The following is a 25,466-nucleotide window of genomic DNA, read 5'->3' as shown; positions in this document are numbered from 1 at the left end:
TAGGAGGAACATTATGCGAAAACTAGATATTTCTTTAATTGGAGTACCCGTCGATCTTGGTCAAAGCCGACGAGGAGTGGATATGGGACCAAGCGCCATTCGATATGCAGGGGCTGTTGAGCGTCTTCAAGCACTAGGTCATGACGTTACGGATCAAGGGAATATCTCTGTTTCACCAGTACACGACCTAACATGCAATGAGGCGGGATTGAAGAACTTGTCAGAAGTGACGGCAGCGACAGAAGAACTCGCTGAAAAAGTTTCCGCGATTGTGAAAAATAAAAAGTTTCCACTAGTACTTGGTGGCGATCATAGTATTGCTATCGGTACACTTGCAGGATTGGCCGAACACTATAAAAACCTCGGAATCATTTGGTATGACGCACATGCAGATATGAATACAAGTGAGACATCTCCTTCAGGTAATATACACGGCATGCCGCTTGCAGTTAGTATGGGGCTAGGACATGAGCAACTAGTGAATGTGCATAGTGACGGAGCGAAAATAAATCCTGAGAATGTAGTAATTATTGGTGCGCGGTCGGTTGACCCGGGTGAAAGACAATTAATTAAAGAAAAAGGCGTGAAAGTATTCACAATGCATGAAGTTGACCGTTATGGCATGTCAGCGGTAATTCAGCAAACGTTGGAGTATTTTGCTTCGAGAGAAGTAGATGGCGTTCATTTGTCGTTAGATTTGGACGGTTTGGATCCATTGTATACTCCAGGAGTCGGAACGCCGGTGCCTGGTGGAATCACATATCGCGAAAGTCATTTAGCTATGGAATTGCTAGAAGATGCAAATGTAATCACATCTGCAGAATTCGTTGAAGTAAACCCTGTGCTAGATGAGTACAATAAAACCGCAGATGTAGCAGTCGGACTTATGGGATCTTTATTTGGTGAAAAACTACTATAATTTGTTGAAGTGATTGAAGCCTATAGGTTTTGATCACTTTTTTCTTTGTGGAAATGACTATCACTCTCAGTGTGAATAATGATAAAGTAGGTATGGACAAAATAAATGAAGAAAAAATGAAACCAAATGAAGTATCTAACGTATATAAAGGGACAGCCGCATAAGAGCGGAAGGTGAAGCCTATTGGACGAATTGATTAATAAACGAGTAAAAGAAGTATTAAACGGTAATCAAGAAGCTTTTGAAGAGATTGTTATTCATTTTCAACACCGATTATATCAAGTGTGCTATCGAATGTTGAATAATGCAGCGGAAGCGGAAGATATTGCACAAGAGGCTTTTGTGCGTGCCTATGTAAATTTGGAAACGTATGATCAAAAGCGGAAGTTTTCTACTTGGCTGTATCGTATTGCGACTAATCTATGTATTGATCGTATTCGTAAGAAAAAACCCGATTATTATCTAGATGCTACGGTGCCAGGAACAGAAGGCTTGGATATGTATTCACAAATCGCAACGGATCATCAGCTACCTGAAGAAGAAGTAGAGAAGATGGAAATGAAAGATCGTGTTCAATATGAAGTAAACAGGCTGCCCGATAAATACCGTACGATAATTATTTTGAGATATATGGAAGACCTACAGTTGCAGGAGATTGCTGACATTTTAGAGATGCCACTTGGTACAGTGAAAACACGAGTACATCGTGGACGTGAAGCACTTCGACAACAAATGGGGAGTATGTAGGAGGTTGGATTCATGGAAAAATGTCCTAAACATGTTGTCCATTATATGCATGCGTTTTTAGATGGTGAAATCACTAATGAAGAAGAGCAGATTTTGAACGAACATTTAAAGTCCTGTGAAGAGTGCAGAGATATATTCGAGGAATTACAGCAAACCGTTACCTTGTTTACAAGTATAGATGTAGTGGAAGCACCTGCTGGATTTGTCAGTAACGTGAATGCGCGATTACCCAGACAGACCATCAAGAAAGGTCCGAAGAAGTGGTTCCGTCAGCATCCATTTATGGTGGCGGCTGCGTTGTTTTTATTGCTTATGAGCGCATCATTCTTCTCGAGCTTTGAAAATGAACAACAGTTTTCATTTACTAAACAACCTAATATAGTGGTTGAAGGGGAGACTGTAGTTGTACCAGCGGGTGAGACGGTTGTCGGAGATCTTGTCGTAAAGAATGGAAACCTTCGAATAGAAGGAGAAGTAGACGGCAATGTGACCGTGATACGCGGTTCGAAGTATATGGCCTCCACTGCCGTCATTACAGGATCAAGCGAAGAGATTAATGAAATATTCGATTGGCTATGGTATAAGATGAAATCTGTCGCAAAAGATATTATCCCTGCCTCGAAAGAACAAAAGGTCGAAAAGGAATAAGAATAAGTTAAAAAGGTGATGCGGCTTCCAGGCTTACGCATCACCTTTTTTAATTCTCATTCGTTTATACAACACCTTTTAGTTGGGCATGTTAGTTGGGAATTATGCTATACTAGATAAATAAGAACTTTTTTAAAAGGTAGGGGAAGCACATGCCGGGTTTGGAGCAAGTAACAACATTAGCACCAATAGGAATACTGAAAAATATTGTGGATGTGCTTCTTGTTTGGTTCGTACTCTATAAATTAATTACTATTATTAAAGGGACAAAAGCCGTTCAATTACTGAAAGGTATTTTCGTGATTTTGATTGGTCGTTATATCACGGAATGGCTTGGTTTGAAAACTCTTCAATGGATGATGGAAGAAGTGCTTCGCTTCGGTTTCTTGGCTGCTATCATCATATTCCAGCCCGAATTACGTAGAGCGCTAGAACAATTAGGACGAGGCAGACTCTTTGCGCGGACTGCAATGCAAGAAGAAGAAGAACGTGACCGTCTGATTGATGCATTTGTCAAATCCGTTAGCTATATGGCTAAGCGGCGTATTGGTGCGTTAATTACAATTGAAAAGGAAACAGGTCTTAGTGAATACATCGAAACAGGCATCCCTTTGAACTCACATATTACATCCGAACTTCTTATCAATATTTTCATTCCGAACACGCCATTGCATGACGGGGCTGTTATTGTGACGAAAAATCGTATTGCAGCTGCAGGTTGTTATTTACCCTTATCAGAAAGTCCGTTTATTTCAAAAGAACTCGGCACACGGCATCGTGCGGCGCTTGGAATTAGTGAAGTAACTGATTCGGTAACCATCATTGTTTCAGAAGAAACGGGTGCGATTAGTGTGGCGACAGACGGAGAAATCAACCGTAAACTAGATATAGAAGAATTTGAAAAAATATTACGTATTTCATGGTTTGGTAACACTACAGGACAAACAGATACTTCTCTATGGAAGTGGGGGAAGAGAAAAAATGGATAAATTCATGGACAGCCCCTGGTTTCTGCGATTGACTGCATTGTTTTTGGCGATTATGCTGTTTTTATCAGTAAAAGCTGAAGATCAATCCAGCCGAAATACTATGGGCGATGTATTCGATCTTATACAAGACGTGCCCGTAGAAGTATACTATGATACCGAGAATTTAGTTGTAACTGGCGTTCCTGATATGGTCAATATGACAATTGAAGGTCCTGCTCAAATTGTACAGACTACGAAGTTATTAAAAGATTTCTCATTGAAATTGGATTTGCAGAATTTAACGCTAGGTGAACATAACGTTCGTATACAAGCAGAAAACTTATCCGATAAACTGGATGTTCGACTTGACCCTGCAACGGTTAGTATCAATATTGAAGAAAAGGTAACTCAATCATTCCGTGTGGATCCAGAGATGAACACTAGATTATTAGCTGAAGGTTATGAAGTGAAAAGTATGGATGTCCAGCCTTCTACGATTAATGTAACAGGAGCGAAAAGTGTTGTGAATGCAATTAATTTCGTGAAAGTTTCTATTACAAGTGAAGGTAGTTTGGATAAATCGTTTGAACAAAAATCTCGCGTTCGTGTATTGGATCGAGACTTGAATAAATTATCAGTTTCATTGGATCCGGAAGAAGTCACTGTCAAAGTGGATATTCAGGAATACAGCCGTGAAGTTCCATTGAAATTGCAGCAAATAGGACAGCCGACAGAAGAAGTAACTATTGAAAGTGCAGTCCCAGAAAATAAATCAATTCGTATATATGGTCCGAAGAGTGTAGTCGACGCTATTAAAGAAATTCCAGTAGAGTTGGATGTAACGAAAATAAATAAAACTGGAAAAGTGGAAGTAGACGTAAAAAAACCTGAAGGAATTACTCGAATAGTACCTGCTAAATTAAAAGTCCAGGTGAAGGTTTCAGGTGAAGCTTCGGATATATCAAAAAAGACGGACGATAGTAAAGAATCATAAAATCTTACCAAACGTGATCTACTTAGATAAGATCGAAAGGAAGAATAGAACATGACACAGTATTTTGGAACAGACGGCGTCAGAGGTGTAGCTAACAAAGAGCTAACACCCGAGCTAGCATTTAAACTAGGCAGAATCGGTGGATATTTATTCACTAAAGAAGTAGAAGAAAAAGCAGAAGTGTTAGTAGGTAGAGATACACGGATTTCTGGCTTAATGCTTGAGAATGCCTTAATAGCAGGTCTACTATCTGTTGGTGTGGAGGTCATGAAACTGGGCGTCATCAGTACACCAGGTGTTGCCTATTTAACACGCGTTATGAATGCTCAAGCAGGGGTCATGATTTCAGCATCACACAACCCTGTTGAAGATAATGGAATTAAGTTCTTCGGAGAAAGTGGCTTTAAATTAACAGATGCACAAGAAGAGGAATTTGAACAACTATTAAACGCGGAAGAAGATACATTGCCTCGTCCGGTTGGGGGAAATGTTGGGACCATTACGGAATACTTTGAAGGCGGTCAAAAATATATTCAATATCTGAAACAAATCGTGGATGAGGACTTTGAGAATATCCATGTTGCACTGGATTGCGCGCACGGTGCGACTTCAGTTTTGGCGACACATGTATTTGCGGATTTGGATGCAGACTTGACTACAATGGGCGCTTCTCCAAACGGCTTGAATATTAATGATGGAGTTGGATCTACACACCCTGAAACCCTTGCGTCACTTGTAGTGGAAAAGAGTGCAGATATCGGACTGGCATTTGATGGCGATGGGGATCGTCTCATTGCAGTTGATGAAAAAGGAAATATAGTCGATGGTGATCAGATTATGTTCATCGTTGCTCGATATTTACATAGCAAAGGTAGATTAAAAGGAGACACAATTGTCTCTACAGTGATGAGTAATCTGGGCTTCTATAAGGCTTTAGAAGAATTCGGCATGAAGAGTGTCCAAACAGCTGTTGGTGATCGCTATGTTGTAGAAGAGATGCGCAAGAATTCTTATAATCTTGGTGGAGAACAATCCGGTCACATTATTTTCATGGATTATAATACAACGGGTGATGGTTTACTGACGGCATTGCAATTAGTTAATATTATGCAACAAACAGGTAAGAAATTATCTGAATTGGCATCTGAAATGACCGTGTATCCACAGAAACTCATCAATATTCGTGTTAATGATAAATATGCTGTTATGGATAATATGCGTATTGTTGGAGTTATTAACGAAGTGGAGAAAGAGATGAATGGACAGGGAAGAGTACTTGTACGCCCTTCCGGTACAGAGCCTCTTGTTCGTGTAATGGTCGAATCTGAAACAGAAGCACAATGTGTGGCTTATGCAGATCGAATTTCACAAGTAGTGAAAGAAGAAATGGGTCTAGAATAAATATGCATTTGAGCTGGTAGTAGTACGTTCTATATTACCAGCTTTCTTTTTGTACACAGGTGAATACGGGGAATCAGAAGTAGAGGCCAAATGGGAATGCTTCCGCTGAACGGAGGGGAAAATAGTGAGTCAAAAGAAATATCAGAATATGCTCGCACAACGTACTGAGAATATCTTTGAAGAGTGGAAAGTTCGTGGTAGTTTAACGGAACGAGAGTTGTATTATTTTCTTCATAAATTGAAGGGAACTTCTGGGACAATCGGATTGCAACAGTTGTCTCTCTTTTGTGCATCACAATTAGAAATCCTGACGTCTTCCAATGATCAGAAAATTCCTGTTTCTTCATTGGAGAATCTGAAGAATCGTATACGTGCGTATTTCGATGATACTGTTGCCGTGAAAAAAGAAGAATTTCAATTACCCGATCGCTACGTCAACCGTCTAGATCAAGAAACCTTTATTCTAATTATTGATGATGACTTGGAGTTTGTATCCTATTTAAAAGAGTTACTTGAGAAGCTAGGTGCTCAAGTAATAATCTCATTAAATGGGAAGCGTGGAATTGAACAATTTTACTCCATGAGACCAAGTATTGTAATTATAGATGCAAAATTACCTGATATGACTGGCTTTGAGGTGCTTGATCAAATTGCAGAAACAGCGCGTCAAAAGAACACAACGTTAGCTATATCTAGTGAAGAAGCAACGAAAGAAATTCTGATCGAGACCTATCGTCGGGGTGCTATGGACTTGATATCCAAACCATTTGATATGGACGTCTTTTTCCCTTATTTGTTCAACCGCCAAATGCGTCAACATGCGATCAGTAGTAGTATGATTACAGACAGTTTGACAGGTGTAGGTAATCGCCGTTACTTCGACGAAACGATTAATACGTTGGCTAAAAAGGCAGATCAATCGGAAGCGATTTTCTCGCTTGTCATAGTGGACTTAGATCACTTTAAACAAGTAAATGATTTGTACGGGCATCCAGCAGGCGATGAAGTACTACGGAAGTTTGGAGAAATCATTAAAAATGAAAAACGTGAAGGCGATTATGTGTTTCGCTATGGCGGTGAAGAGTTTGCTTTGTTGTTTGATAACATTAAAGCGGAAGACACAGTACATGCCGTTGAACGGATTCGGGATAAGTTTAATGAAACTATATTCACTTCAGGTGACGAAACCTTCCAAGTAACCTTCTCGGCAGGCAGTGCGACGTATAAAGGGAATACTGCAAATCTGATATCCGCTTCTGACCAAGCACTTTATGAAGCCAAACGTTCAGGGAGAAATCAAACTGTCATCTACGATCAGAGAAAACGGGTTGTAAAAAGAAAGTTGATTGTCATTATTGTAGACGATGATTCGTTTATCAGACAGATTCTTCAACAAACTTTGCTAGAGTTAAAATCCTCTGAGATCGATATTACAGTCAAGACGTATGCTGACGGCCCTTCGTTTTTAGAGGATGACTGGTACAGTCAAGATGCCTACTTTATCGTACTACTTGATGGGGTCATGCCGAAAATGGATGGATTGGAAGTGTTGAGTCGCTTAAAGAGTGACCACGCCAAAACAAATGTCACTGTGTCTATGATGACTGCCAGAAAAAGTGCGAATGATATTAAGGCAGCTCTTTGGCTTGGTGCGGATGATTATATTATTAAGCCTTTCCAACCGACAGAAGTACTTGGACGAATTGATAAGCTGGCTAATCGTTTATTTGACAAAAGAGAATAGAAGGAGGTGCCCACTTTGACATATGTAGGAAAGAAAGTGTTAGTTGTAGATGATGAAGAAATTTTGCGTATGCTGCTCACGGATACTTTAGAATTTGAAGGATTTCAAGTAGAAGAAGCAGAAGACGGGGAAGAAGCCTTTGAAAAGATTCAAAGCAATCAGTATGATGTCATTCTTTTGGATTATATGATGCCGCGTATGACAGGTTTGGAACTATTGGAGCGTCTACAACCGCTGAAACTGGAAACCCCTGTTATTATGCTTACTGCGAAAGCACAACAAGCAGATCAGGATGCCGCTTTAGCGAAAGGGGCCACTTACTTCATGCCTAAACCGTTTAGCCCGAATGAACTGATTGAATTGGTTAAATCACTATTTTAATTTCACTACATATCTATACAAAAAAGAACGTCCTTCCAAACTGGAAAGGACGTTCTTTTTAGTTGTTCTCAGGGTATAAAATTCTTCCGTCTGGTTGATCTATAGTTTGTATGATAATAGTGGACAACTCACTAAGTGGGTAAGGCTTCGTCAAATATTCGCTGACATGAAATTTCTCCATCAGTAATGGTTCTTTTTCCATAGAAGAGGAAATGACAATAGGTATCGATTGAGTTCTAGCGTATGCTTTCATTTGTTTAATTAACTCCCAGCCGTTTTCACCTTTATCTAACATTAAATCAACGACGACTGCCACGGGCTGCATTTTTTCAATACATACGAATGCTTTGCTTACTTTGGAATGATGAATTACTGAAAATCCATTACTTGCTAACTCTTCTCCTAGCAATAATGAGATATTTACATCATCCTCCACAATTACGACCAAAGGTTTATCAGTATCAATCTGTTCTTTAGGCAATAGCTGTTTTAAAGGAAGTGAGAAGAAAATAGTCGTTCCTACATTTTCCTCGGAGTCTACCCAAATTTGTCCATTATGGTCTTGTACGATCTCCTTACAAATAGATAGTCCAAGCCCTGTGCCGCCTATTTTTCTACTGTAGCTATTATCAAATCTATAGAATTTCTCAAATAGATGCTCGGTATTATCTGAAGGAATTCCAATACCTTCATCTGATATGGAAACTACCACTGTATCCTGTTGATTTAAAAGAGTGATATTTACTTTTCCGCCATCAGGGGAAAATTTAATAGCATTGCCGATTAAATTCATGAATACTTGAAGAATTCGATCATAATCAGCTCGCACTATAGAAGAGTAGGTTAAATCCTGCACGTTTATAGTATGAATTGGTGATTGAATGAGTAAATTAGCCACAGCTTTTTCAGCTACTTCCATGACGGATAAATCTTCGAGAGTATAGGATTGACGACCTGATTCCATTCGCTGAATATCTAAAAAGTCATTGATAAGTGAAGTCAGTCTATTTGCTTCGCTGTGTATCGTTTCAAGATAACGTTTTTTGCGTGTGTCATCCATGTCCTTATTTAGCAAAAGCTCAGAGAATCCAAGAATACTGGATAATGGCGTTCGTAATTCGTGACTGACAGTCGACACTAGTTCGGTCTTCATTTGATTGACTTCATGTTCATGTGTTATATCACGGTGTACAAAGATAGTTCCGACCTTTTCTTCTTGAATAATAATTGGGACACTATATACTTCCATGACACATGATCTTTCAGATGGTAATGAGAGTATATATTTGTTAGTAATAGATTCAGTCGATTCGGGTTTGAGTGCATTTTCAAGAAATGCTTTGTATTCAATAGGATTATTGATACGATCCAAGAAATACTCTGTCCATTTTTCACGTGACCACTGTCCATGTTCTGTTTCAGGTTCCATGCCAAGTAACTGAAATAAGGCCGCATTGTACTTATCATTTTCACTTGTATTTGAAACGAAACGAATACCTTCATTTATATTATCCAATATACTTTGATTCAATTGACGTTCATGACTTATGAGCTCGTATTGCTCAATCCGGTCTACTCCAATTGCTATTCGTTTTAGCAAACCGTATAAATCGTCTTGATCATCCTCGGTAAATGGCTTACCGATGCGCGAAATGATGGAGACTACGCTGAGTTCGTTTGAGGTGTTGTAAATGCCTGTCACGAAATCATAGACAAATGTAGTGTTGTCAGCAATACCTTTTTCATAATCTGCTTCTCGTTTGATAATGAAATAGGGCTCTGTTTCAAGACGGACTTTCATATATTCGAGACGTTCTCGTTTAATTTCATTGAAAAGATTTTCTGAAACACCCTTTAGCGCATGAATGTCGCTTTTAGGAAACCATAGAAAACTTAAGTCGGATTGATAGATTTGATTTAGGTAGTTGGAAGTTTGATCGCACACTTCTTGCTTATCTAACGAGAATGACAAAAGATGACTCAAGCCATTGTAACGTTCTAAACGTAAACGAGAAAATCTAGCTTCTGATAAGGCGAATTCCATCTTTGTTTGACGATGAAACAATTCATCCTGTTGTGTGATTAACTCCTCATTTTGAGAAAGTAGTTCTTGTTCATTCATTTGAATGCGCTGCATCATTTTATGAATGGATTGGGAAAGTGCGCCGATTTCATTATCTGCTTGTATAGGCTGGAACAGGACTGTACCCTCTGTTTCATACTGATCTGCTGCGCGTGTGATCTCTTCAACAGGCTTTACTACACGGTTGATAACGTTCCACACCATGTAGATGGGAATGAGTAAGAAGATAAAGCCGAGTATTGTGATAAGTAAAAAGAATACTTTAGATTGTTGTTTTATTCGATCATATGATCCTGTAAGCTTTTCTTTTGATGAGTCTTCGTATTTATTGGCATATGTAATAAAATTATTAACGGAAAGATTTGCCCCACTCTTTGCCAATTCACGCAAGCCTTCATAATCGTCTCCTTCAACGAAATGAATAGCGGTTGGAAGTGTTACGTTTTCGTATTCCATCAAAAAATTGTCAATTTCACTAATGATTTTCTGTTCTTCTGCATTTAGGCGAAGCGATTTGAATTCACGGGAATAGGAGTGAATATCTTCAATTGCTTTGTAAGCAAAGTTTAGTTCTTCTTCTATTTGAAATGCATAGTAGCCCCGGATTCGGAAAAAGAGATCTTGGACTGAGTCTGATATATTTTCCACCAATTGTGTCTTTTTGTATGAGTCTTGCTGTTCGTCTTCCAAGTCATCCCAAGAGCTACTAGCATAAAAATACATGCTAGTCATTCCTATGATGGCAGTGACTATTGAAATAATAAATACTTTTATATAGTGTTGACGAATACCTTTTTTTTGCGCCATCCGATTACCCCTTCCTACCTACACACATACTCCTATTCTATCATTTTTTTCCACTACATGCTGATAGAACTTTCAGTTTAGGACAAGAAGTTTCAAATGAAAAACAGAGAACAAGCGCTAAAATTTGATAGGCTTGTCCTCTGTATATAATTTATTCGAAAATATATTTCAGTGCTAAAACTGCCTGGTCTACCGACTCCACTGTAACATGTGCTTTGCGGGATAGTTCTTTTAATGGGTGATGATGCTTTTCTTGGCGGATTAAAATGAGTGGTTTCCCAAAAGTTACTGCTGCACTTGCGTCCATAGCGGTGTTCCACTGCTTATACTGTTCGCCAAATAGCGCGATGACAACATCCGATTTCTTTAGTAAAATTTCAGTCCGTAAGTTATTAAGGCTAGAAGCAGCGACGTCTTTGAAGATTTTATCGGGCTGTTCTCCTAGAATCTCTTCTCCGATGTTGTCCGAACGGTCATGGTCTTCCATAGGTCCGACAAAGTCGACAGGTAATTGAAGATCTTTTGCTTGTTGTTTGACTTCTTCTCGCCAAGATGTATGAATCTCCCCAGCTAGGTATACTGTTAATCGCATAAAAACCCCTCCTAGTTTGATAGTCTTTATTGTATCATGCATTACATCTTCATTCATCCGAAGTACTTGAAGAAGGGAAGGTCATTCATATGGTACACTTAAATAAAAAAGAGGAGCGATTAGTATATGAATGGACAGAATCGATCAGATGTTAAACCAGGTTTACGCGTTGCGGTTATTTTGAAGAAGGATCAACGCAGTGGGATAAAAACAGAAGGCGTTGTAAAAGATTTACTGACAAACTCAAGTTTCCATCCCCACGGTATTAAAGTGCGGCTTGAAGATGGGCAAGTTGGGCGTGTAGCAGAGATATTGGGTTAATAAGTTCGTGCAGAATATAAAAGCATTATCGAACACACAGCAACCATGCTATGTGTTTTTTTATTTTCTATTCTATTTACCGGTTGACGTTCATACAATGGAGTATGGACAAACAATAATGCTCATTGTCTAAGAAAAAATCGGAGGAGGATGAATTATCGAAACACGAAAGAAATCAAGTGTAACTAAACGCGGCTTTTTGAAAACTACTGGGATTGCTACAGGGGCTTTGCTAGGTGGAGGTCTGATTGGCGGACTAGTTGGATATAAAAGCAAGAAATCCATGAATGTTGTAAAAGAGGACAAGTCTAAAAATGTGGAATCAGAAGTGAATACTCGCAGTAGAGTGTTTTTTACTAATCCAGAGGAGTTCGAAACATTAACCGCAGCTGTTGAACGAATCTTTTCTAAAGACGAAATCGGTTCTGGCGCGCTTGGATTAGGTGTACCATTCTTCATTGATAATCAATTAGCCGGTCCCTATGGCAGTAATACAGAAGAGCATATGCAAGGGGCTTTCTATCCTGGTGAACCGAAGGCAGGCTATCAGACCGATCTAACATGTGCGGAAATATTTAGACAGGGGATTGCGAAATTAGAGGAAGAAGCTAGTAGTTTATTCGGCAAACGTTTCGTTGAATTGGAAGAGGTGCAAATGGATCGAATTTTGGCTTCTTTCCAAAACAATAAGGTAAGTATGGAAGGTGTAGACTCAGCTTTATTCTTCCGCTTATTGCGTTCTGCTACATTGCAAGGCGTCTATTCGAATCCGATCTATAATGGAAATCACACTATTGAAGATTGGAAGTTGAACGGTTTTCCAGGACACCAAATGTCATTCCTCAATGAAATTGAAAATGAAAAAGCAATCGAAATGGAACCTTAAGCGATTGATAGCATAGTATTACAGACTTTACGATGATAGAGTAACAATCCTTTGTAAGTCATCTGACAGAATCTACAAAAATGGCAAAAAATAAAAAGTGATAATTAGTCTCCATGTAGACAAGAAAACCTCATCTTATAAAAAGATGAGGTTTTCTGCTGTTTTATTCTCCGTCCCGATACGTAACAGCTGTACCGGTTGCAATGCACATCATCATACCTTCACGAACCATCTCGAAATCCAAGTCTACCCCAATTACTGCGTTTGCTCCCATAGCACTCGCTTTCTGTGACATTTCGTCGATTGCCGTTTGACGTGCTTCTGTTAGCTTACTTTCATATGCAGCACTGCGGCCACCCACAATATCGGTGACAGACGCAAAAATATCCCGAACGATATTGGCTCCCATAATGGTTTCACCGGATACAATTCCATGATAAGTCTCAATCGTTTTGCCCTGTAGAACATTCGTTGTCGTGTGTAACATCCAATCTCCCCCTTCAATTTGTATATATACGTTATGATGTGAAAATAGGTTTCAATATAACTGCATAGTATGCAAAATCGTCACTAGAATTTCCTATGTCAAAGGGTGTGATTTCCCGGGAAATACTGTCGAGAAAAGTAGTTCTATTCTACGAATCACTAAATAAAGGTGCAAACTGCACTATTCATAAGGTAATATAGGTATATTGATTGAAAGGGGGAGTTGATTAGATGACTGAGCAAATGTATCAACTTATTTCTATTATTGTCTACATGGTAGCTATGCTGCTAATCGGTTGGTATGCATTCAAGCGAACCTCGAATCTAACTGATTATATGCTAGGCGGGCGTTCTCTTGGACCAGCAGTCACCGCGTTAAGTGCAGGTGCTTCTGATATGTCGGGTTGGCTATTGATGGGCTTGCCTGGTGCTATCTATTTAAGTGGACTCGGTGAAGCATGGATCGCAATAGGCTTGACAGTGGGTGCTTATCTGAACTGGTTATTTGTTGCACCGCGTTTGCGTGCTTATACCCAAATATCGAATAACTCCATCACCATCCCGAGTTTTTTGGATAACAGATTGAAAGATACATCCCGTTTATTGAGAGTGGCTTCAGGAATAATTATTTTGGTATTCTTCACATTCTACGTATCTTCCGGAATGGTCGCGGGAGGGAAGTTCTTCCAGAGCTCGTTTGGATTGGACTACCATACAGGTCTTATCATTGTATCGGTCGTAGTTCTGGCTTATACATTGTTCGGCGGATTTTTAGCAGTTAGCTATACAGATTTTGTACAAGGTCTAATTATGTTTTTGGCACTGATTTTAGTACCAACGTTCGGAATCTTTGTTACAGGTGGTTTCTCTGAAACAGCAGCAAGTATACGTGAAGTCGACCCGGCGTTGTTTAACATTGTGTCAGGCGTCAGTGTTGTCACAATAATATCCTCAGTAGCATGGGGTCTTGGTTATTTTGGACAGCCACATATCATCGTACGTTTCATGGCGATCACTTCAGTGAAAGAGACAAAGAGTGCGAGAAGAATCGGTATTGGCTGGATGTTGCTGAGTTTGATCGGTGCGATCGCTACTGCGCTCATTGGTATAGCATACTTCCAGCAAAATAGTGTGGAATTGGCAGATCCTGAAACAGTCTTTATTGTTCTGGGGCAGATCATATTCCATCCGCTCATCGCAGGTATCATGCTGGCGGCTGTATTGGCGGCTATTATGAGTACGATCTCTTCACAGTTGATTGTGACATCATCGGCTTTGATTGAAGACTTGTATAAAGCGGTGATAAAAACTGACGCTTCTGAGAGTCGCTATGTGTTTTTAGGGCGTATGGCAGTACTAGTGGTGGCGATTATTGCAATGGTTCTTGCTTGGCCTAATAAAGAATCTGTTTTAAAACTTGTTTCGTTTGCATGGGCAGGTTTTGGAGGAGCGTTTGGCCCGATTATTCTCTTATCATTATACTGGAGAAAGCTCACGGCTAAAGGAGCATTATACGGTATGATTATTGGTGCTATAACGGTAGGGATTTGGGGAAGTATAGATTTCCTTCACGATGCATTGTATGAAATTGTTCCTGGATTTGCATTGTGTCTACTTGTTGCGGTTCTCGTAAGTAAAGTAACGTATAAACATGATCCGGTTATTCAAAAAGAATACGATGACACGTTGGAGTTACTAGAAGAATAATACATAAAAGCCATCCTCGCTTTGCGAGGATGGCTTTTATAGTATTAAGCTAGTTTCACAATGGTTCTGCCACGTGCTTGACCTTTCAATAATGTCGGAAGGGCATCGGAAAGTTCATGTAAAGAGATTTCCTGTTGAACGAGTTGCTCTAAATTAGAAAGCTTCAAGTCATTTGCAAGTCGGTCCCAAACTTTTTTGCGAGTTTCCATCGGGCAATAGACCGAATCAATACCGAGCAAATTCACTCCACGTAAGATAAATGGGAAGACGGCCGTCGGAATTTTTGTTCCAGCGGTTAATCCGCTCACTGCCACCGATCCACCATAATCGATTTGACTTAACAAAGAAGCGAGTGGTTCTCCGCCAACCGGATCTACGGCTGCTGCCCACTTTTGTTTACCAAGAGCTCGGATCTTTCCGTCATACACCTCTTCGCGGGAAACAATCGAAGTTGCCCCAATAGACTTCAAATAAGCATGTTCCTCATTTTTACCTGTACTTGCTTCTACTTCATAACCGAGCTTCGATAAAAATGAAATCGCAAAACTTCCAACACCGCCTGTTGCTCCAGTTACTAGCACCTTACCTTTTTCAGAAGATAAATGATTTTCCTCTAAACGTTGAACGGACAATGCAGCCGTGAAGCCAGCTGTTCCAATAATCATAGCTTCCTTTAATGAAAGACCTTCCGGAAGTGGAACTACCCACTCTGATTTCACGCTAGCATATTCACTGTATCCACCAAAGTGCGAAACGCCAATTTCATAACTAGTTGCGATGACTTCATCACCCGGTTTAAATCGATCATCTGTTGAAGATTCCACTACCCCAGCTAAGTCGATACCGGGTATCATTGGGTAGCTCTGTACGATATTTCCATTTGGAATCGATGCTAAACTGTCTTTGTAGTTGATGCCTGAATAGTGGACGCGAATCAATACGTCACCTTCAGGCAGATCGTTTAATGTGAGCTGTTTAACCTGTACTGAAAATTCTTCTTCGTGCTTGTCTACTACAAGAGCGTTAAATAATTGTGTCATGTGAATCTCCTTCCTAAGTTGAACTTTACTGTACTTGTAGTGTAACGCAGTAAGTCCATTCGTTCAAAGTGTAGGATTTACTGCATTTATAACGCGTCCGTCACTTCGTCACCTTCAGGAAGATATTCGTATAAACCAATTTTCTTCAAGCCTTTTTTTATCTTTGTCGTGTAGCCAAGTTTTTCATTCGATAGGAAGGTAGCCTTAGAAATGATTAGTTGCTTCAATGTTGGCAATTGACTAGGATCAATTCGCTGCCAAAGTTGATACGATTCAATCAAGTCTTCCAATGTCAGATGTTTATAATCATCACCTTCAAATTTGGATTCAGGGGAAATCTTGTACCAGATGTCACCATTATCTCGAATCCATTTATCCTTTTGATAAGTAATTGCACGCTGTATATTACGCGCGGTTTGAAGATATCGCCAATCACCGAACTCTTGATAGGACATGAGCAAGATATTCATTCCGCCTAGAGCATGGTTCATGGATGTGTGTGTCGTGACTTTCTGATTAATCGGGAAGTAGTCCGCAATGTAAAACGCATCGCTAGCTACACGATTAATATTTCCTTTTTGTTGTTGAGAAACAAGTAGGTCCGCATAATCACGCAACGGTTCATTCGCAGAAGGAATTCCAAACTCCCCGCCAATTTTATAATAGAATAACGCGATTTGTTCATTGAAACGTGTATCGATGAACGGTGCGTGAATATCATATAAGTTTTTCAAATACGTACTTGTTACTTCTGTTTCCCAATAATCTTTATCTTGTTTAAAATTCTTCAAGTTGACGAAAGCGTTATAGACCAGATTTTCAAAGTACCGTCCTTTATTTTCATGGTAAAGGGTCAATGCGCGATCTTCTTTCAGCATTAATAATGTACGACCGTAGTTTTGCCCCGTAATAGGCATAGGTTCTGTAGAGTCCGCTAGCTTATTATACGATCCATCTGCCGTGTACCACTTATTACGCTTCTTGTGGTTTTGGCTAGTTTCTCTCATCCACTTGAATATGTCTTCTTTTGAATTGAACAATTGTTCATCGGAGTCTACATACCAATGATCAGCAATTTCCCCTGTATTCGCTTGAAGTGTATAAGAAGATAGCAGTGTTTTACCCGCCAATGCATAGGAAAAGTTTTCCCGCTCGTCCAGAAGTTCGCGTGAGACACTTTGTTCGCCATTATCATAGCGAAGAGATAGTTGTTTGGATTGATACGCTTGCCCAATCATTCGTTCTTCTACCGTGCCGTCTGTCTTAATGAAGCGTAACACGCCTGTTGGATACGTTGTCATATCTGCATCAGCTAAATCCGTGTTTTCCCGCATGAGTGGATAGCGATCGTAGCGGAATAAATCAAAACGTGCGATATTTTGTTCTTTTTGAAGTACTTCTACCGTAATAGATGTTTCAGTAGGATTGGTTAGTTCCGAAAATACAAACACATCTTTATTAGGCAAATCACGGACTGTTAATTTTATTTCTGCACCTTCATTTCCAACAGCGTACGTATATGTGCTGTCACGCGAGAAACCATAGTTAGTTTGCGTAAAGTCTTTATATTCAAATGCCTCCTCAGAGCGCAAATAAAGAGGGTGCGTACTGAACGGTACATTTCCTAAATAGGTCTCGGGTACACTGGTAATATAGGTATCGGATTCTACCGGAGCAGAAAGTGTGTAGTGCTTTGATTGCTTAATGCGGTTGGTTTTCACTAGGATCCCGTGCAATGCTTTTGAAAAATACGCTCTCGAAACAATCGAGTCACCGTAATGAAGAAATTCCTCTATTTGAGGAAACGTGTATACAGGAATGTTCTGCAAAGTAGCTCTATCTGAACTAGATGGCCAACTAGTAGATAACACTTTCCCAATGTCTTTCTCCAGCTTAAAAGCAGTATTGAATGCTTCCCATAGCTCGGTCTTCGTCACGGGTTCATCAAATCCGAAATAGCCTGGACTACTAGGTTGAATCCATCCATTCTTTACAGCAGTTAATGCAAAGCGTCCTTTATCGGAACCCCACGTAATGTCTGAAAAACCATAAGATTTGTCTAGTAGTTCTGAACCGAATATTTTGGATAACGAAACAGCGACCTGTCCTTTAGTTAGGGGAGTTTCGGGATGGAATTGCATGTCGAAATTCCCGGTGATCACTTTCATTTCATCTAGTTGCATAATCTCATTTTTCGCCCAATGGTGGTTGGGAACATCTATATATTTTACATCTGTCGTTTGTGCACTGACAGACTGAATGGAAAAAAAGAGTAGTAGTGCTGTTAAAACAAGTGCGGTATTCCATTTTCTCACCTTCATTACCTCCAGCTGCATTTCAGTTCGATAATATAGTATACCCCAAATAAAATCTTAACAACAACGTGGGAAGCAAATGATTACATATGATACAATCTGAATAGAATGACTGCTTGAAAATTGAAAACAGCGGAGGTTTCTACATGAATAAAGAAGAATTTTTACAACGCTATGCAATTGATCGAAAAGGTACGAACTCCTTGAAATGGGACAAGCTTGAGGAACGTTTCGGTGATGCGGATTTACTTGCAGCATGGGTAGCGGATATGGAATTTAAAGCACCAGAGCAAGTGATAGATGCGATGAAAGAAAAAGTCGACTTTGGAGTATTTGGCTATACATATGCGCCGGATTCTTATTATGACGCATTCATTAAGTGGGAGCGTGATCAGCACGGATATGAAGTGAAACAGGAATGGATGCGCTTCTCTACAGGTGTCGTTACTGCGTTATACTGGTTCGTCAATGCATTTACAAAACCTGAAGATGCCGTGATCATCCTGTCGCCAGTCTATTACCCGTTTGCGAACGCAGTGAAAGATACTGGCCGTACTCTGATCAGTAGCGAACTCGTCAACTCGAATGGTGTCTATACGATCGATTTTGAAGACTTTGAAAAGCAAATAGTAGATCGTGACGTGAAGTTGTTCATTCATTGTACACCGCATAATCCTGTTGGCCGTGTATGGACGGCTGAGGAAGCTGAAAAACTGTTGTCTATTTGTGATAAGCATGACGTGCTAGTTGTATCGGATGAAATCCATCATGATATGACGTTTGACGATCATAAACACATACCATCTGCCATTGTCGCAGACGGTAAATTCGCTGACCGTGTCATAACTGTTACGGCCGCGTCGAAAACATTCAACTTGGCAGGTTTGTTGACATCACAGATTATTATTGAAAACGAAGTGTTATTGAAGCAATTCGATACGTTCGTGAAATCGGTAAATCAGACTGAGGTAAATATGCTTGGCATGACCGCTGCAGAGGCAGCATATAATCATGGCGCAGACTGGCTAGAAGGTTTGCGCGAAGTTGTTCAAGCAAATGCACGCTATGCAGTGGAACAATTTACTGCACATGCACCTAAATTAGTAATTACTCCACTTGAAGGAACGTACTTACTATGGATTGATTTACGCGCATATATCGAGCCAAATGGTGTGAAAGAATTCGTCCAAGATACATGTAGATTGGCTATCGATTACGGAGAGTGGTTCGGAGAAAACTCCAAAGGATTTATCCGTTTGAATCTTGGTACAGAACCGCACTATATTGAAAAGGCAGTCGACAGTATTATCGAGCATTTACCACAGCTATAAGGATATAAAAAGGATCACTACATCGTCAGAGAGACGTTGTGGCGATCCTTTTTTCTTAGACTTCTGAAGGCAGAAATCCGAGAAGTGGTTTTAATTCATTCTCAAGAAATGGCTTTGCTTGCAGCATATTTCTAAACGCCGTATAGCGTGTGACTTGCTCAGTACTCGGTTGCTTGTCGTTTCGATAGGCTCGAATCAATATGTTCTTTGGTGTATGTTCCATATCGATGAATTCAACAAGCTGTGCTTCGTAACCGACTAAAGTTAACAGTTCGGCACGAATCGAATCAGTTGCAAGTGCAGCAAAACGTTCCTTTACTAGACCATGCTGCAGCATGACATCCAGTGCAGGAGCTTGAACTTGTGAAAATAGCTCATGCTGACAACAAGGAACGGATAGAATAACCGAAGCTCCCCAGTTAACGGCTTTTGCTAATGCCATATCAGTTGCTACATCACATGCGTGGAGCGTTACGACCATGTCGACTGCCGTATCCCCATCATATTCATTGATATCGCCTACTAAGAATTCGAGCTGATCATAATGCAGATCACGGGCAATTTCCTGACACTCTTCAATAACTTCTTTTTTTAAGTCCAATCCCGTGACCCGAATGTCGAGTCCTTTTTCGATTCGCAAGTAGTGATACAATGCGAACGTCAAATAAGATTTACCTGATCCGAAGTCTAAGATACGAATAGGGCGGTCTTTTGGTAAATGCGATAGAGTGTCATCGATCAATTCGACGAAGCGGTTAATCTGACGAAACTTATCGTGTTTTTGATTTTTGACTTTACCTTCTGGCGTTTGGACACCAAGACGGATAAGGAATGGGTATGGTGTACCTTCATGTAAAGCATAATTCTTTGTCCGATTATGTGCATAGTCAACGGTCTTCTCCGTGTTTAGGAAAATGCGTTTGATGGATACTTTCATTTTTTTAGAAATCTGAATCTGTATCGTTTCATCGGATAAATCAATATGAAACTGTTTGAAGTTTTCCAACGCATCATGAAGCGGCTTTGCCACATCTTCAAGTGCTATATTTTCGTGTTTTAGAACACGTTCATGCTGATATTCAAATTGAATATAAAATGCACCTTTTAATTCAAGTGGTTTTAACTTAATTCTCTTTACATCATTGGATTTCATTCGTGGTCGACTAATGGTCGCGCGGATGAATGTTCCATCTGTCATGCGTCGCTGGAGTAGTTCCAGCACGTCATCTACTGACATTGTTTGACACTCCTGTCTGTGTTCAGTTCAATAGGAATCCTTGCTTTTGCAAGAATGCTTGAAGTTCGGTTCTTCTCGGTGCTTCAAGGAAGTCTGCCATTTCCTTTGTCCATGTAGTTTCACGTTGATTGGAGTCGCGGGTAGCGTAGTATTCTTTCATGATTTCATCATATGCTGGTAATAGATCATTGTATTTTTCTTCGTTATACGTATTTTCATGTAAGACTGCTTCTACAGGTAACCGTGGTTTGACACCATTGGATTCATTTGGAACACCAATCGACAAGCCAAATAACGGTACAACACCTTTAGGTAGTTCCAGTACTTCCGAAATTTCTTCCATAGCATTACGTACGCCGCCGATATAGCAAATACCATACCCTTTTGATTCAGCTGCGATGACGACATTTTGCGAGAATAGACCTACATCAATTGCGCCTACCAATACATTCTCTGCTACGGTATAGTCAATTTCCTGACCGTGTAAACGTGCAGCGTGAGATAATCGGTTGTAGTCCATACAAAAGACCAATACGGCTCCTGCTGTATAGAATTGGCGGCGGTTCTTAGAAAGCTCCGCTAGTTGTCCACGTTTTTCAGTGTCCGTTACATACATGACGGTACAAGCTTGCACAAAGTGAGAACTTGCCGCGTGCTGACCTGCCTTAATTAATTCCATTACTGTTTCTCTTGAGATCGGTTCATCTTTGTAACGTCGAACTGATGAGTGAGACTTTAATAAATCGATTACCATACAATCCCTCCGCATTCGTTTTTATCAGGTCAAAACTTCCTGAAACTATTCTTTTATCCTACACCATTCTGACCTTTCAGGAAACAGAGAAGATTATCTGGACTGCTGTTGATCCCATACTAAGAAAGGTTTTGTTGCATCTGTTATTTTATTCTGAATGAATGGGACAGAACGTTTTTCTGGAGATAGTTGCTGATCCGGAAAGAATTCTATCAGAGGATCTGCAAAACCTATTGCTTGATGCGCCTCTTCTTTACTGCATGCATAAAATATTTGTCCGACAGTAGCCCAATATGACGCACCAAGGCACATCGGACAAGGCTCACCGCTTGCATATAATACACAATCTGACAAATCGTGCGTTTGTAAGTGTGCACACGCTTCTTGGATTGCCAGTAACTCAGCATGGGCTGTTGGGTCATTTACGGTTGACGGTGGATTCACACCTAAACCGATGATTTCTCCATCCTTCACTAGTATCGCAGCAAACGGACCGCCGCCATTCTGAACATTTACTACAGCCAATTCCACTGTATACGTTAGCCATTCTTGATGCTTCATTATGGTTACCTCCTGTCGAAGTAGTTGATTTCCCGAGAAATAGTGTCTGATTTTCTGCTTTCATCATACAAAATATTCGGAACGGAGACAAAGTATTCCATCGTGGGGGAAGTCGGGGAATGCCGTTTGGGAGGAAAGGTTTGTTAAGATAGAAGGAAATCATCTATCAAGGAGGGTATGTTCAGTATGAAACTTGATCACATTGTCTATTTCACTCGCGATCACGTTAAAAACGTAGTCAAAGAACAACGTGCAAAAGGCAATCAGGCAGTAGTGGGCGGACAGCATGAGAACTGGGGAACCGCCAATGCATTATTGTATACCGATAATGTATATATTGAATGGCTTACAGTAGAAGATCTCGAAAAAGCGCAAGCCGCAGCCGCCGACCAACCACTTATTGCACAATACTTTTATGATCAGCAACAAGGGGACGGCTGGGCGACTGTATGCTTCTCAGTTGAAGATATGGAACAATGGAAGAAGGAACTAGATAACAAAGGTTTCACAACAACTAAGATTCTTCATGCTTCTCGAAAAACAGAGGAGGGAACAGTGCTTCGTTGGAAGATGCTCTTTATAGAACAAAGTGTATCAAATGAATTACCCTACCCATTTTTTATTGAATGGGAAGAATCAGAAGCACAACGACAGACCCGCCTTGAAAAAACGGGTGCACGTACAGCAACTCATACTCAACAGAGAATTTCAGAATGTGTTTTCCATGTAGAAGATCCATTACGCGAGACAGCGGAGTGGGCAGTGTTATTGTCAAAGAAAGTGGGAGATACACATGACATCCAAATCGGAGATGTTTTATTGCGCTTTGTAGAAAAACAAGACACAGTACAACGCTTGGCGGGGATTCATTGCACATTGAACGATTAGGCAACAGAACGAAGGGTAAACTATATGTAAAGACGTCGGAGGGATGCTAGCATGGATGTGTTAATTGAAAAAGCCGTAATTGTCGGCGTGCACGAACAAAAGGATTTGCATTTTGAATATGCAATGGAAGAGTTGAAGAACTTAGCTGAAGCAATAGATGTAGAAGTCGTAGGTGAAGTGTCACAAAATCTGGAACGAAAAAATCCATCCACTTATATTGGAAAAGGAAAGATTGATGAAATCCGGGACATTTATGAAGATGCGGAAGCAAATTTACTCATATTCAATGATGAATTATCTCCTTCTCAGTTGCGAAATCTTGAAAGGGAACTAGAATGTAAAATCATCGACCGTACGATGCTTATATTGGATATTTTTGCGAGACGCGCACGCAATCGAGAAGCACAAATGCAAGTCGAATTGGCACAACTACAATATACATTGCCCCGACTTGTTGGACTTCGTGCATCACTCAGCAGACAAGGTGGCGGTACGGGAGGCGGCTTGCAGAATAAAGGAGCCGGTGAAACAAAGCTTGAGCTCGATCGCCGGAAGATTGAAGATCAGATTGCTAAACTACGACGGGAACTTGAGCATGTAAGTGACCAACGTGAAACACAACGAAAACAACGAGTAAGAAGCGGCATACCTGTCGTATCTATCGTGGGCTATACAAATGCGGGGAAATCGACGTTGATGAATCGCTTATTGCAATATACGGATGTCGATGAATCCAAAGAGGTTAGTGAAAAGAATATGTTATTCGCAACGCTTGAAACCGCTGTTAGAAAGATCAAGCTCTCTGACAAAAAAGAATTCATTTTGACGGATACGGTAGGCTTCGTTTCCAAACTCCCGCACCATCTCGTCCAAGCATTCCGTTCGACGCTAGAAGAAGCTAAGAATGCAGATTTATTATTGCATGTCGTGGATGTTTCTGATGAAGAACATGGCCATATGATGGATGTAACCAATGAAACCTTAGAAGATATAGGCGTGAAGAGTATTCCTACCATCAATATATATAATAAATCGGACTTGGCTGAAATCTCCTATCCACGCATAAAAGATCAAAGTATTTGGATGTCTGCTGGCGAAAATAAAGGTATCACTGAATTGTTAACATTGATTCAGCAAAACTTATTCCGTCAATATGTCACATGTAAGCTAATGATTCCATATGATCGTGGCGAAATCGTCGCACATCTTAATGAAAATGCCTCAATTAAAGATACTGCGTACGAAGAAGAAGGAACCGTTATCACAGTAGAGATGCCACAAAGTGAATGTGAACGACTGAAAGAATTTGTTCTGAAGTAAGTATAATTGAAGAAAGGCAAAAAAAGAGCTGCACGCGCAATGCGTGCAGCTAAAACCTTTTATCTTTATAAGAAGAGAAAGGGGGTGGGATGCTTCTAGTTTGCCCGATTGACGAGAATCTAAACCTCTTGACGAAAAATAAGATGAAATACTTAGAGCACTCGTTTATATAGACCAAGAATTTCACTTATTCATTTGGGAGAAAGGATACAAATCGGTAAATATTGGTCGCACTATGAACCCTTTTCTTTGGTCAACCGTACAACTACTTAAGAACAGTATATAAAAGGAGCGATGAATTCTATGAAAAAGTGGACAACGATTTTAACAGCAGGAACGCTAGCGTTTGTATTGAGTGCTTGTGGTCAAACAGCTGAGCCGAAAGAAGATCCAATGACAGGTGAAAAAGAAGAAGTAGTCGTAAAAAGTGAACTAACAGCCGGTGAAGTAATGGAAAAGGCAAATGCTGCTTCAGAAACTCAACATAGTCTGCATTCCGACATGGAAATTAAGCAGAAGATTCAAATGGGAGAAGATACGCATGATGTTGACTCAACAATTAGTATGGACATGATCTTAGAACCATTGGCTATGCATCAAACGGTCAATACGCAATTAGAGGGTGAAGAAGTGGCTGTAGAGCAGTTCATTACAGAAGACGGTTTCTTCATGAAAGACCCACAATCGGGGAGTTGGATGAAGTTCGAAGATGATATGTACGAACAAATAACGGGACAAATTGCGGGTGCGCAAGAATCACCAGTAGATTTCTCTATGTATCAGGAATATGCAGATGATTTTACATTCGAACAGACGAATGATGAATATGTACTAACATTGAAAGGCTCCGGTGAAAAATTCACGACGCTTATGAATGATATGATGAAACAAAACATGCCAGCGGGAGCAGATGAATCCTTATTAGAAGAATCAGATATGAAAGTGGAAAAAGTGGATATGAAAATCACACTCGATAAAAAGACATTCTTTACGAAAGACTTTGATATGGATATGATTATGGTTCTGGAACAGCAAGGGGAACAAGCTAAAATTACACAAAACATTAAAGGGACTATGACAAAAATCAATGAAATTGAAGAAATCAAAGTGCCTAAGGAAATACTTGAAAGTGCAGTAGATATGAGTGATATGATGAATCAGCAATAAAAAAACGTTTTCCGTATTACACGGAAAACGTTTTTTTACTGCTTAAAGCAATTTATGGAACAAAACATAGTATTGAAGTCTCATTGTTTGGGTTCTACAAAAAGTATTGATAATGATTTTCAGTTAGCGGTTGACATCATATGCTAAACGCGTTAATGTTGTTCATGAG

23 protein-coding genes are annotated in these 25,466 nt (G+C 40.0%); 15 read left to right on the top strand and 8 right to left on the bottom strand.

What is annotated here, in order from left to right:
* Positions 1 to 13 precede the first annotated feature (13 nt).
* The 8 genes from rocF to SporoP32a_RS07980 all read left to right on the top strand — a co-directional run bounded on the left by rocF (position 14) and on the right by SporoP32a_RS07980 (position 7,802).
* Positions 14 to 919: an arginase gene (gene rocF / locus SporoP32a_RS08015; RefSeq protein WP_085427424.1), complete on the top strand. Its 906-nt coding sequence runs from the start codon at positions 14 to 16 to the stop codon at positions 917 to 919.
* Between the two features lie 183 nt (positions 920 to 1,102).
* Positions 1,103 to 1,666: an RNA polymerase sigma factor SigW gene (gene sigW, locus SporoP32a_RS08010; protein ID WP_085427423.1), complete on the top strand. Its 564-nt coding sequence runs from the start codon at positions 1,103 to 1,105 to the stop codon at positions 1,664 to 1,666.
* Positions 1,667 to 1,678: 12 nt separating this feature from the next.
* Positions 1,679 to 2,314: an anti-sigma factor family protein gene (locus SporoP32a_RS08005; protein WP_085427422.1), complete on the top strand. Its 636-nt coding sequence runs from the start codon at positions 1,679 to 1,681 to the stop codon at positions 2,312 to 2,314.
* A gap of 152 nt (positions 2,315 to 2,466) precedes the next feature.
* The gene (gene cdaA / locus SporoP32a_RS08000; protein ID WP_085427421.1) at positions 2,467 to 3,303 is read left to right on the top strand and encodes a diadenylate cyclase CdaA; all 837 of its coding nucleotides are present in this window, start codon (positions 2,467 to 2,469) and stop codon (positions 3,301 to 3,303) included.
* Positions 3,296 to 4,276 carry a CdaR family protein gene (locus SporoP32a_RS07995; protein ID WP_085427420.1) on the top strand — a complete coding sequence of 327 codons (981 nt, stop codon included), beginning with the start codon at positions 3,296 to 3,298 and terminating at the stop codon, positions 4,274 to 4,276. The genes cdaA and SporoP32a_RS07995 overlap by 8 nt, the downstream gene beginning before the upstream one ends.
* A 51-nt stretch (positions 4,277 to 4,327) precedes the next feature.
* On the top strand, positions 4,328 to 5,677 hold the full coding sequence (glmM, locus tag SporoP32a_RS07990) for a phosphoglucosamine mutase (protein ID WP_085427419.1): 1,350 nt from the start codon (positions 4,328 to 4,330) through the stop codon (positions 5,675 to 5,677).
* Positions 5,678 to 5,801: 124 nt separating this feature from the next.
* The gene (locus tag SporoP32a_RS07985) at positions 5,802 to 7,421 is read left to right on the top strand and encodes a diguanylate cyclase (RefSeq protein WP_085427418.1); all 1,620 of its coding nucleotides are present in this window, start codon (positions 5,802 to 5,804) and stop codon (positions 7,419 to 7,421) included.
* A gap of 69 nt (positions 7,422 to 7,490) precedes the next feature.
* A complete protein-coding gene (locus SporoP32a_RS07980; RefSeq protein ID WP_232319635.1) occupies positions 7,491 to 7,802 on the top strand; it encodes a response regulator transcription factor in 312 nt (103 codons plus the stop codon).
* A gap of 58 nt (positions 7,803 to 7,860) precedes the next feature.
* Here SporoP32a_RS07980 and SporoP32a_RS07975 read toward each other — a convergent pair whose 3' ends face one another.
* Together SporoP32a_RS07975 and SporoP32a_RS07970 are read right to left on the bottom strand one after the other, a co-directional pair.
* Positions 7,861 to 10,692 (bottom strand): ATP-binding protein, encoded by a 2,832-nt coding sequence (locus SporoP32a_RS07975; RefSeq protein ID WP_085427416.1) that lies wholly within the window; start codon positions 10,690 to 10,692, stop codon positions 7,861 to 7,863.
* A gap of 151 nt (positions 10,693 to 10,843) precedes the next feature.
* The gene (locus tag SporoP32a_RS07970; RefSeq protein WP_085427415.1) at positions 10,844 to 11,284 is read right to left on the bottom strand and encodes a YtoQ family protein; all 441 of its coding nucleotides are present in this window, start codon (positions 11,282 to 11,284) and stop codon (positions 10,844 to 10,846) included.
* Between the two features lie 126 nt (positions 11,285 to 11,410).
* Between SporoP32a_RS07970 and SporoP32a_RS07965 the strand changes: the two genes are divergently transcribed.
* Together SporoP32a_RS07965 and SporoP32a_RS07960 are read left to right on the top strand one after the other, a co-directional pair.
* Positions 11,411 to 11,605, top strand: a complete 195-nt coding sequence (locus SporoP32a_RS07965; RefSeq protein WP_085427414.1) for a YwbE family protein — start codon at positions 11,411 to 11,413, stop codon at positions 11,603 to 11,605.
* A 199-nt stretch (positions 11,606 to 11,804) separates the two neighbouring features.
* Complete coding sequence (locus SporoP32a_RS07960) at positions 11,805 to 12,491, top strand: gluconate 2-dehydrogenase subunit 3 family protein (RefSeq protein WP_232319614.1); 687 nt, start codon at positions 11,805 to 11,807, stop codon at positions 12,489 to 12,491.
* Positions 12,492 to 12,654: 163 nt separating this feature from the next.
* On the opposite strand, the gene SporoP32a_RS07955 is transcribed toward SporoP32a_RS07960, so the two are convergent.
* Positions 12,655 to 12,978 carry a YbjQ family protein gene (locus SporoP32a_RS07955; RefSeq protein ID WP_085427412.1) on the bottom strand — a complete coding sequence of 108 codons (324 nt, stop codon included), beginning with the start codon at positions 12,976 to 12,978 and terminating at the stop codon, positions 12,655 to 12,657.
* A gap of 230 nt (positions 12,979 to 13,208) precedes the next feature.
* On the opposite strand from SporoP32a_RS07955, the gene putP reads away from it, so the two are divergent.
* Positions 13,209 to 14,684 carry a sodium/proline symporter PutP gene (gene putP / locus SporoP32a_RS07950; protein WP_085427411.1) on the top strand — a complete coding sequence of 492 codons (1,476 nt, stop codon included), beginning with the start codon at positions 13,209 to 13,211 and terminating at the stop codon, positions 14,682 to 14,684.
* Between the two features lie 44 nt (positions 14,685 to 14,728).
* Here putP and SporoP32a_RS07945 read toward each other — a convergent pair whose 3' ends face one another.
* Together SporoP32a_RS07945 and SporoP32a_RS07940 are read right to left on the bottom strand one after the other, a co-directional pair.
* Positions 14,729 to 15,724 carry an NADPH:quinone oxidoreductase family protein gene (locus SporoP32a_RS07945; protein WP_085427410.1) on the bottom strand — a complete coding sequence of 332 codons (996 nt, stop codon included), beginning with the start codon at positions 15,722 to 15,724 and terminating at the stop codon, positions 14,729 to 14,731.
* Positions 15,725 to 15,810: 86 nt separating this feature from the next.
* Positions 15,811 to 18,039: an S-layer homology domain-containing protein gene (locus tag SporoP32a_RS07940; protein WP_158232616.1), complete on the bottom strand. Its 2,229-nt coding sequence runs from the start codon at positions 18,037 to 18,039 to the stop codon at positions 15,811 to 15,813.
* A 146-nt stretch (positions 18,040 to 18,185) separates the two neighbouring features.
* Between SporoP32a_RS07940 and SporoP32a_RS07935 the strand changes: the two genes are divergently transcribed.
* Positions 18,186 to 19,370, top strand: a complete 1,185-nt coding sequence (locus SporoP32a_RS07935) for a MalY/PatB family protein (RefSeq protein ID WP_085427408.1) — start codon at positions 18,186 to 18,188, stop codon at positions 19,368 to 19,370.
* A gap of 55 nt (positions 19,371 to 19,425) precedes the next feature.
* Here SporoP32a_RS07935 and SporoP32a_RS07930 read toward each other — a convergent pair whose 3' ends face one another.
* From SporoP32a_RS07930 to SporoP32a_RS07920, 3 genes are all read right to left on the bottom strand, one after another.
* Positions 19,426 to 20,607, bottom strand: a complete 1,182-nt coding sequence (locus SporoP32a_RS07930) for a class I SAM-dependent methyltransferase (RefSeq protein ID WP_085427407.1) — start codon at positions 20,605 to 20,607, stop codon at positions 19,426 to 19,428.
* 22 nt (positions 20,608 to 20,629) lie between these two features.
* On the bottom strand, positions 20,630 to 21,361 hold the full coding sequence (gene nfsA, locus SporoP32a_RS07925) for an oxygen-insensitive NADPH nitroreductase (RefSeq protein WP_085427406.1): 732 nt from the start codon (positions 21,359 to 21,361) through the stop codon (positions 20,630 to 20,632).
* A gap of 93 nt (positions 21,362 to 21,454) precedes the next feature.
* On the bottom strand, positions 21,455 to 21,922 hold the full coding sequence (locus SporoP32a_RS07920) for a nucleoside deaminase (RefSeq protein WP_085427405.1): 468 nt from the start codon (positions 21,920 to 21,922) through the stop codon (positions 21,455 to 21,457).
* Positions 21,923 to 22,108: 186 nt separating this feature from the next.
* Between SporoP32a_RS07920 and SporoP32a_RS07915 the strand changes: the two genes are divergently transcribed.
* The 3 genes from SporoP32a_RS07915 (at position 22,109) to SporoP32a_RS07905 (ending at position 25,297) form a co-directional block, all read left to right on the top strand.
* Positions 22,109 to 22,810 (top strand): VOC family protein, encoded by a 702-nt coding sequence (locus SporoP32a_RS07915; protein WP_198166245.1) that lies wholly within the window; start codon positions 22,109 to 22,111, stop codon positions 22,808 to 22,810.
* A 51-nt stretch (positions 22,811 to 22,861) separates the two neighbouring features.
* Positions 22,862 to 24,130, top strand: coding sequence for a GTPase HflX (gene hflX / locus SporoP32a_RS07910; RefSeq protein ID WP_085427403.1), 1,269 nt, complete (start codon positions 22,862 to 22,864; stop codon positions 24,128 to 24,130).
* Between the two features lie 303 nt (positions 24,131 to 24,433).
* A complete protein-coding gene (locus SporoP32a_RS07905; protein ID WP_085427402.1) occupies positions 24,434 to 25,297 on the top strand; it encodes a DUF6612 family protein in 864 nt (287 codons plus the stop codon).
* Positions 25,298 to 25,466: the final 169 nt, after the last annotated feature.

Source organism: Sporosarcina ureae (assembly GCF_002109325.1).
GTDB classification, from domain to species: Bacteria; Bacillota; Bacilli; order Bacillales_A; family Planococcaceae; genus Sporosarcina; species Sporosarcina ureae_C.
Note: the sequence above shows the minus strand (reverse complement) of the source record. Positions and strands in the feature narration are given on the sequence as shown.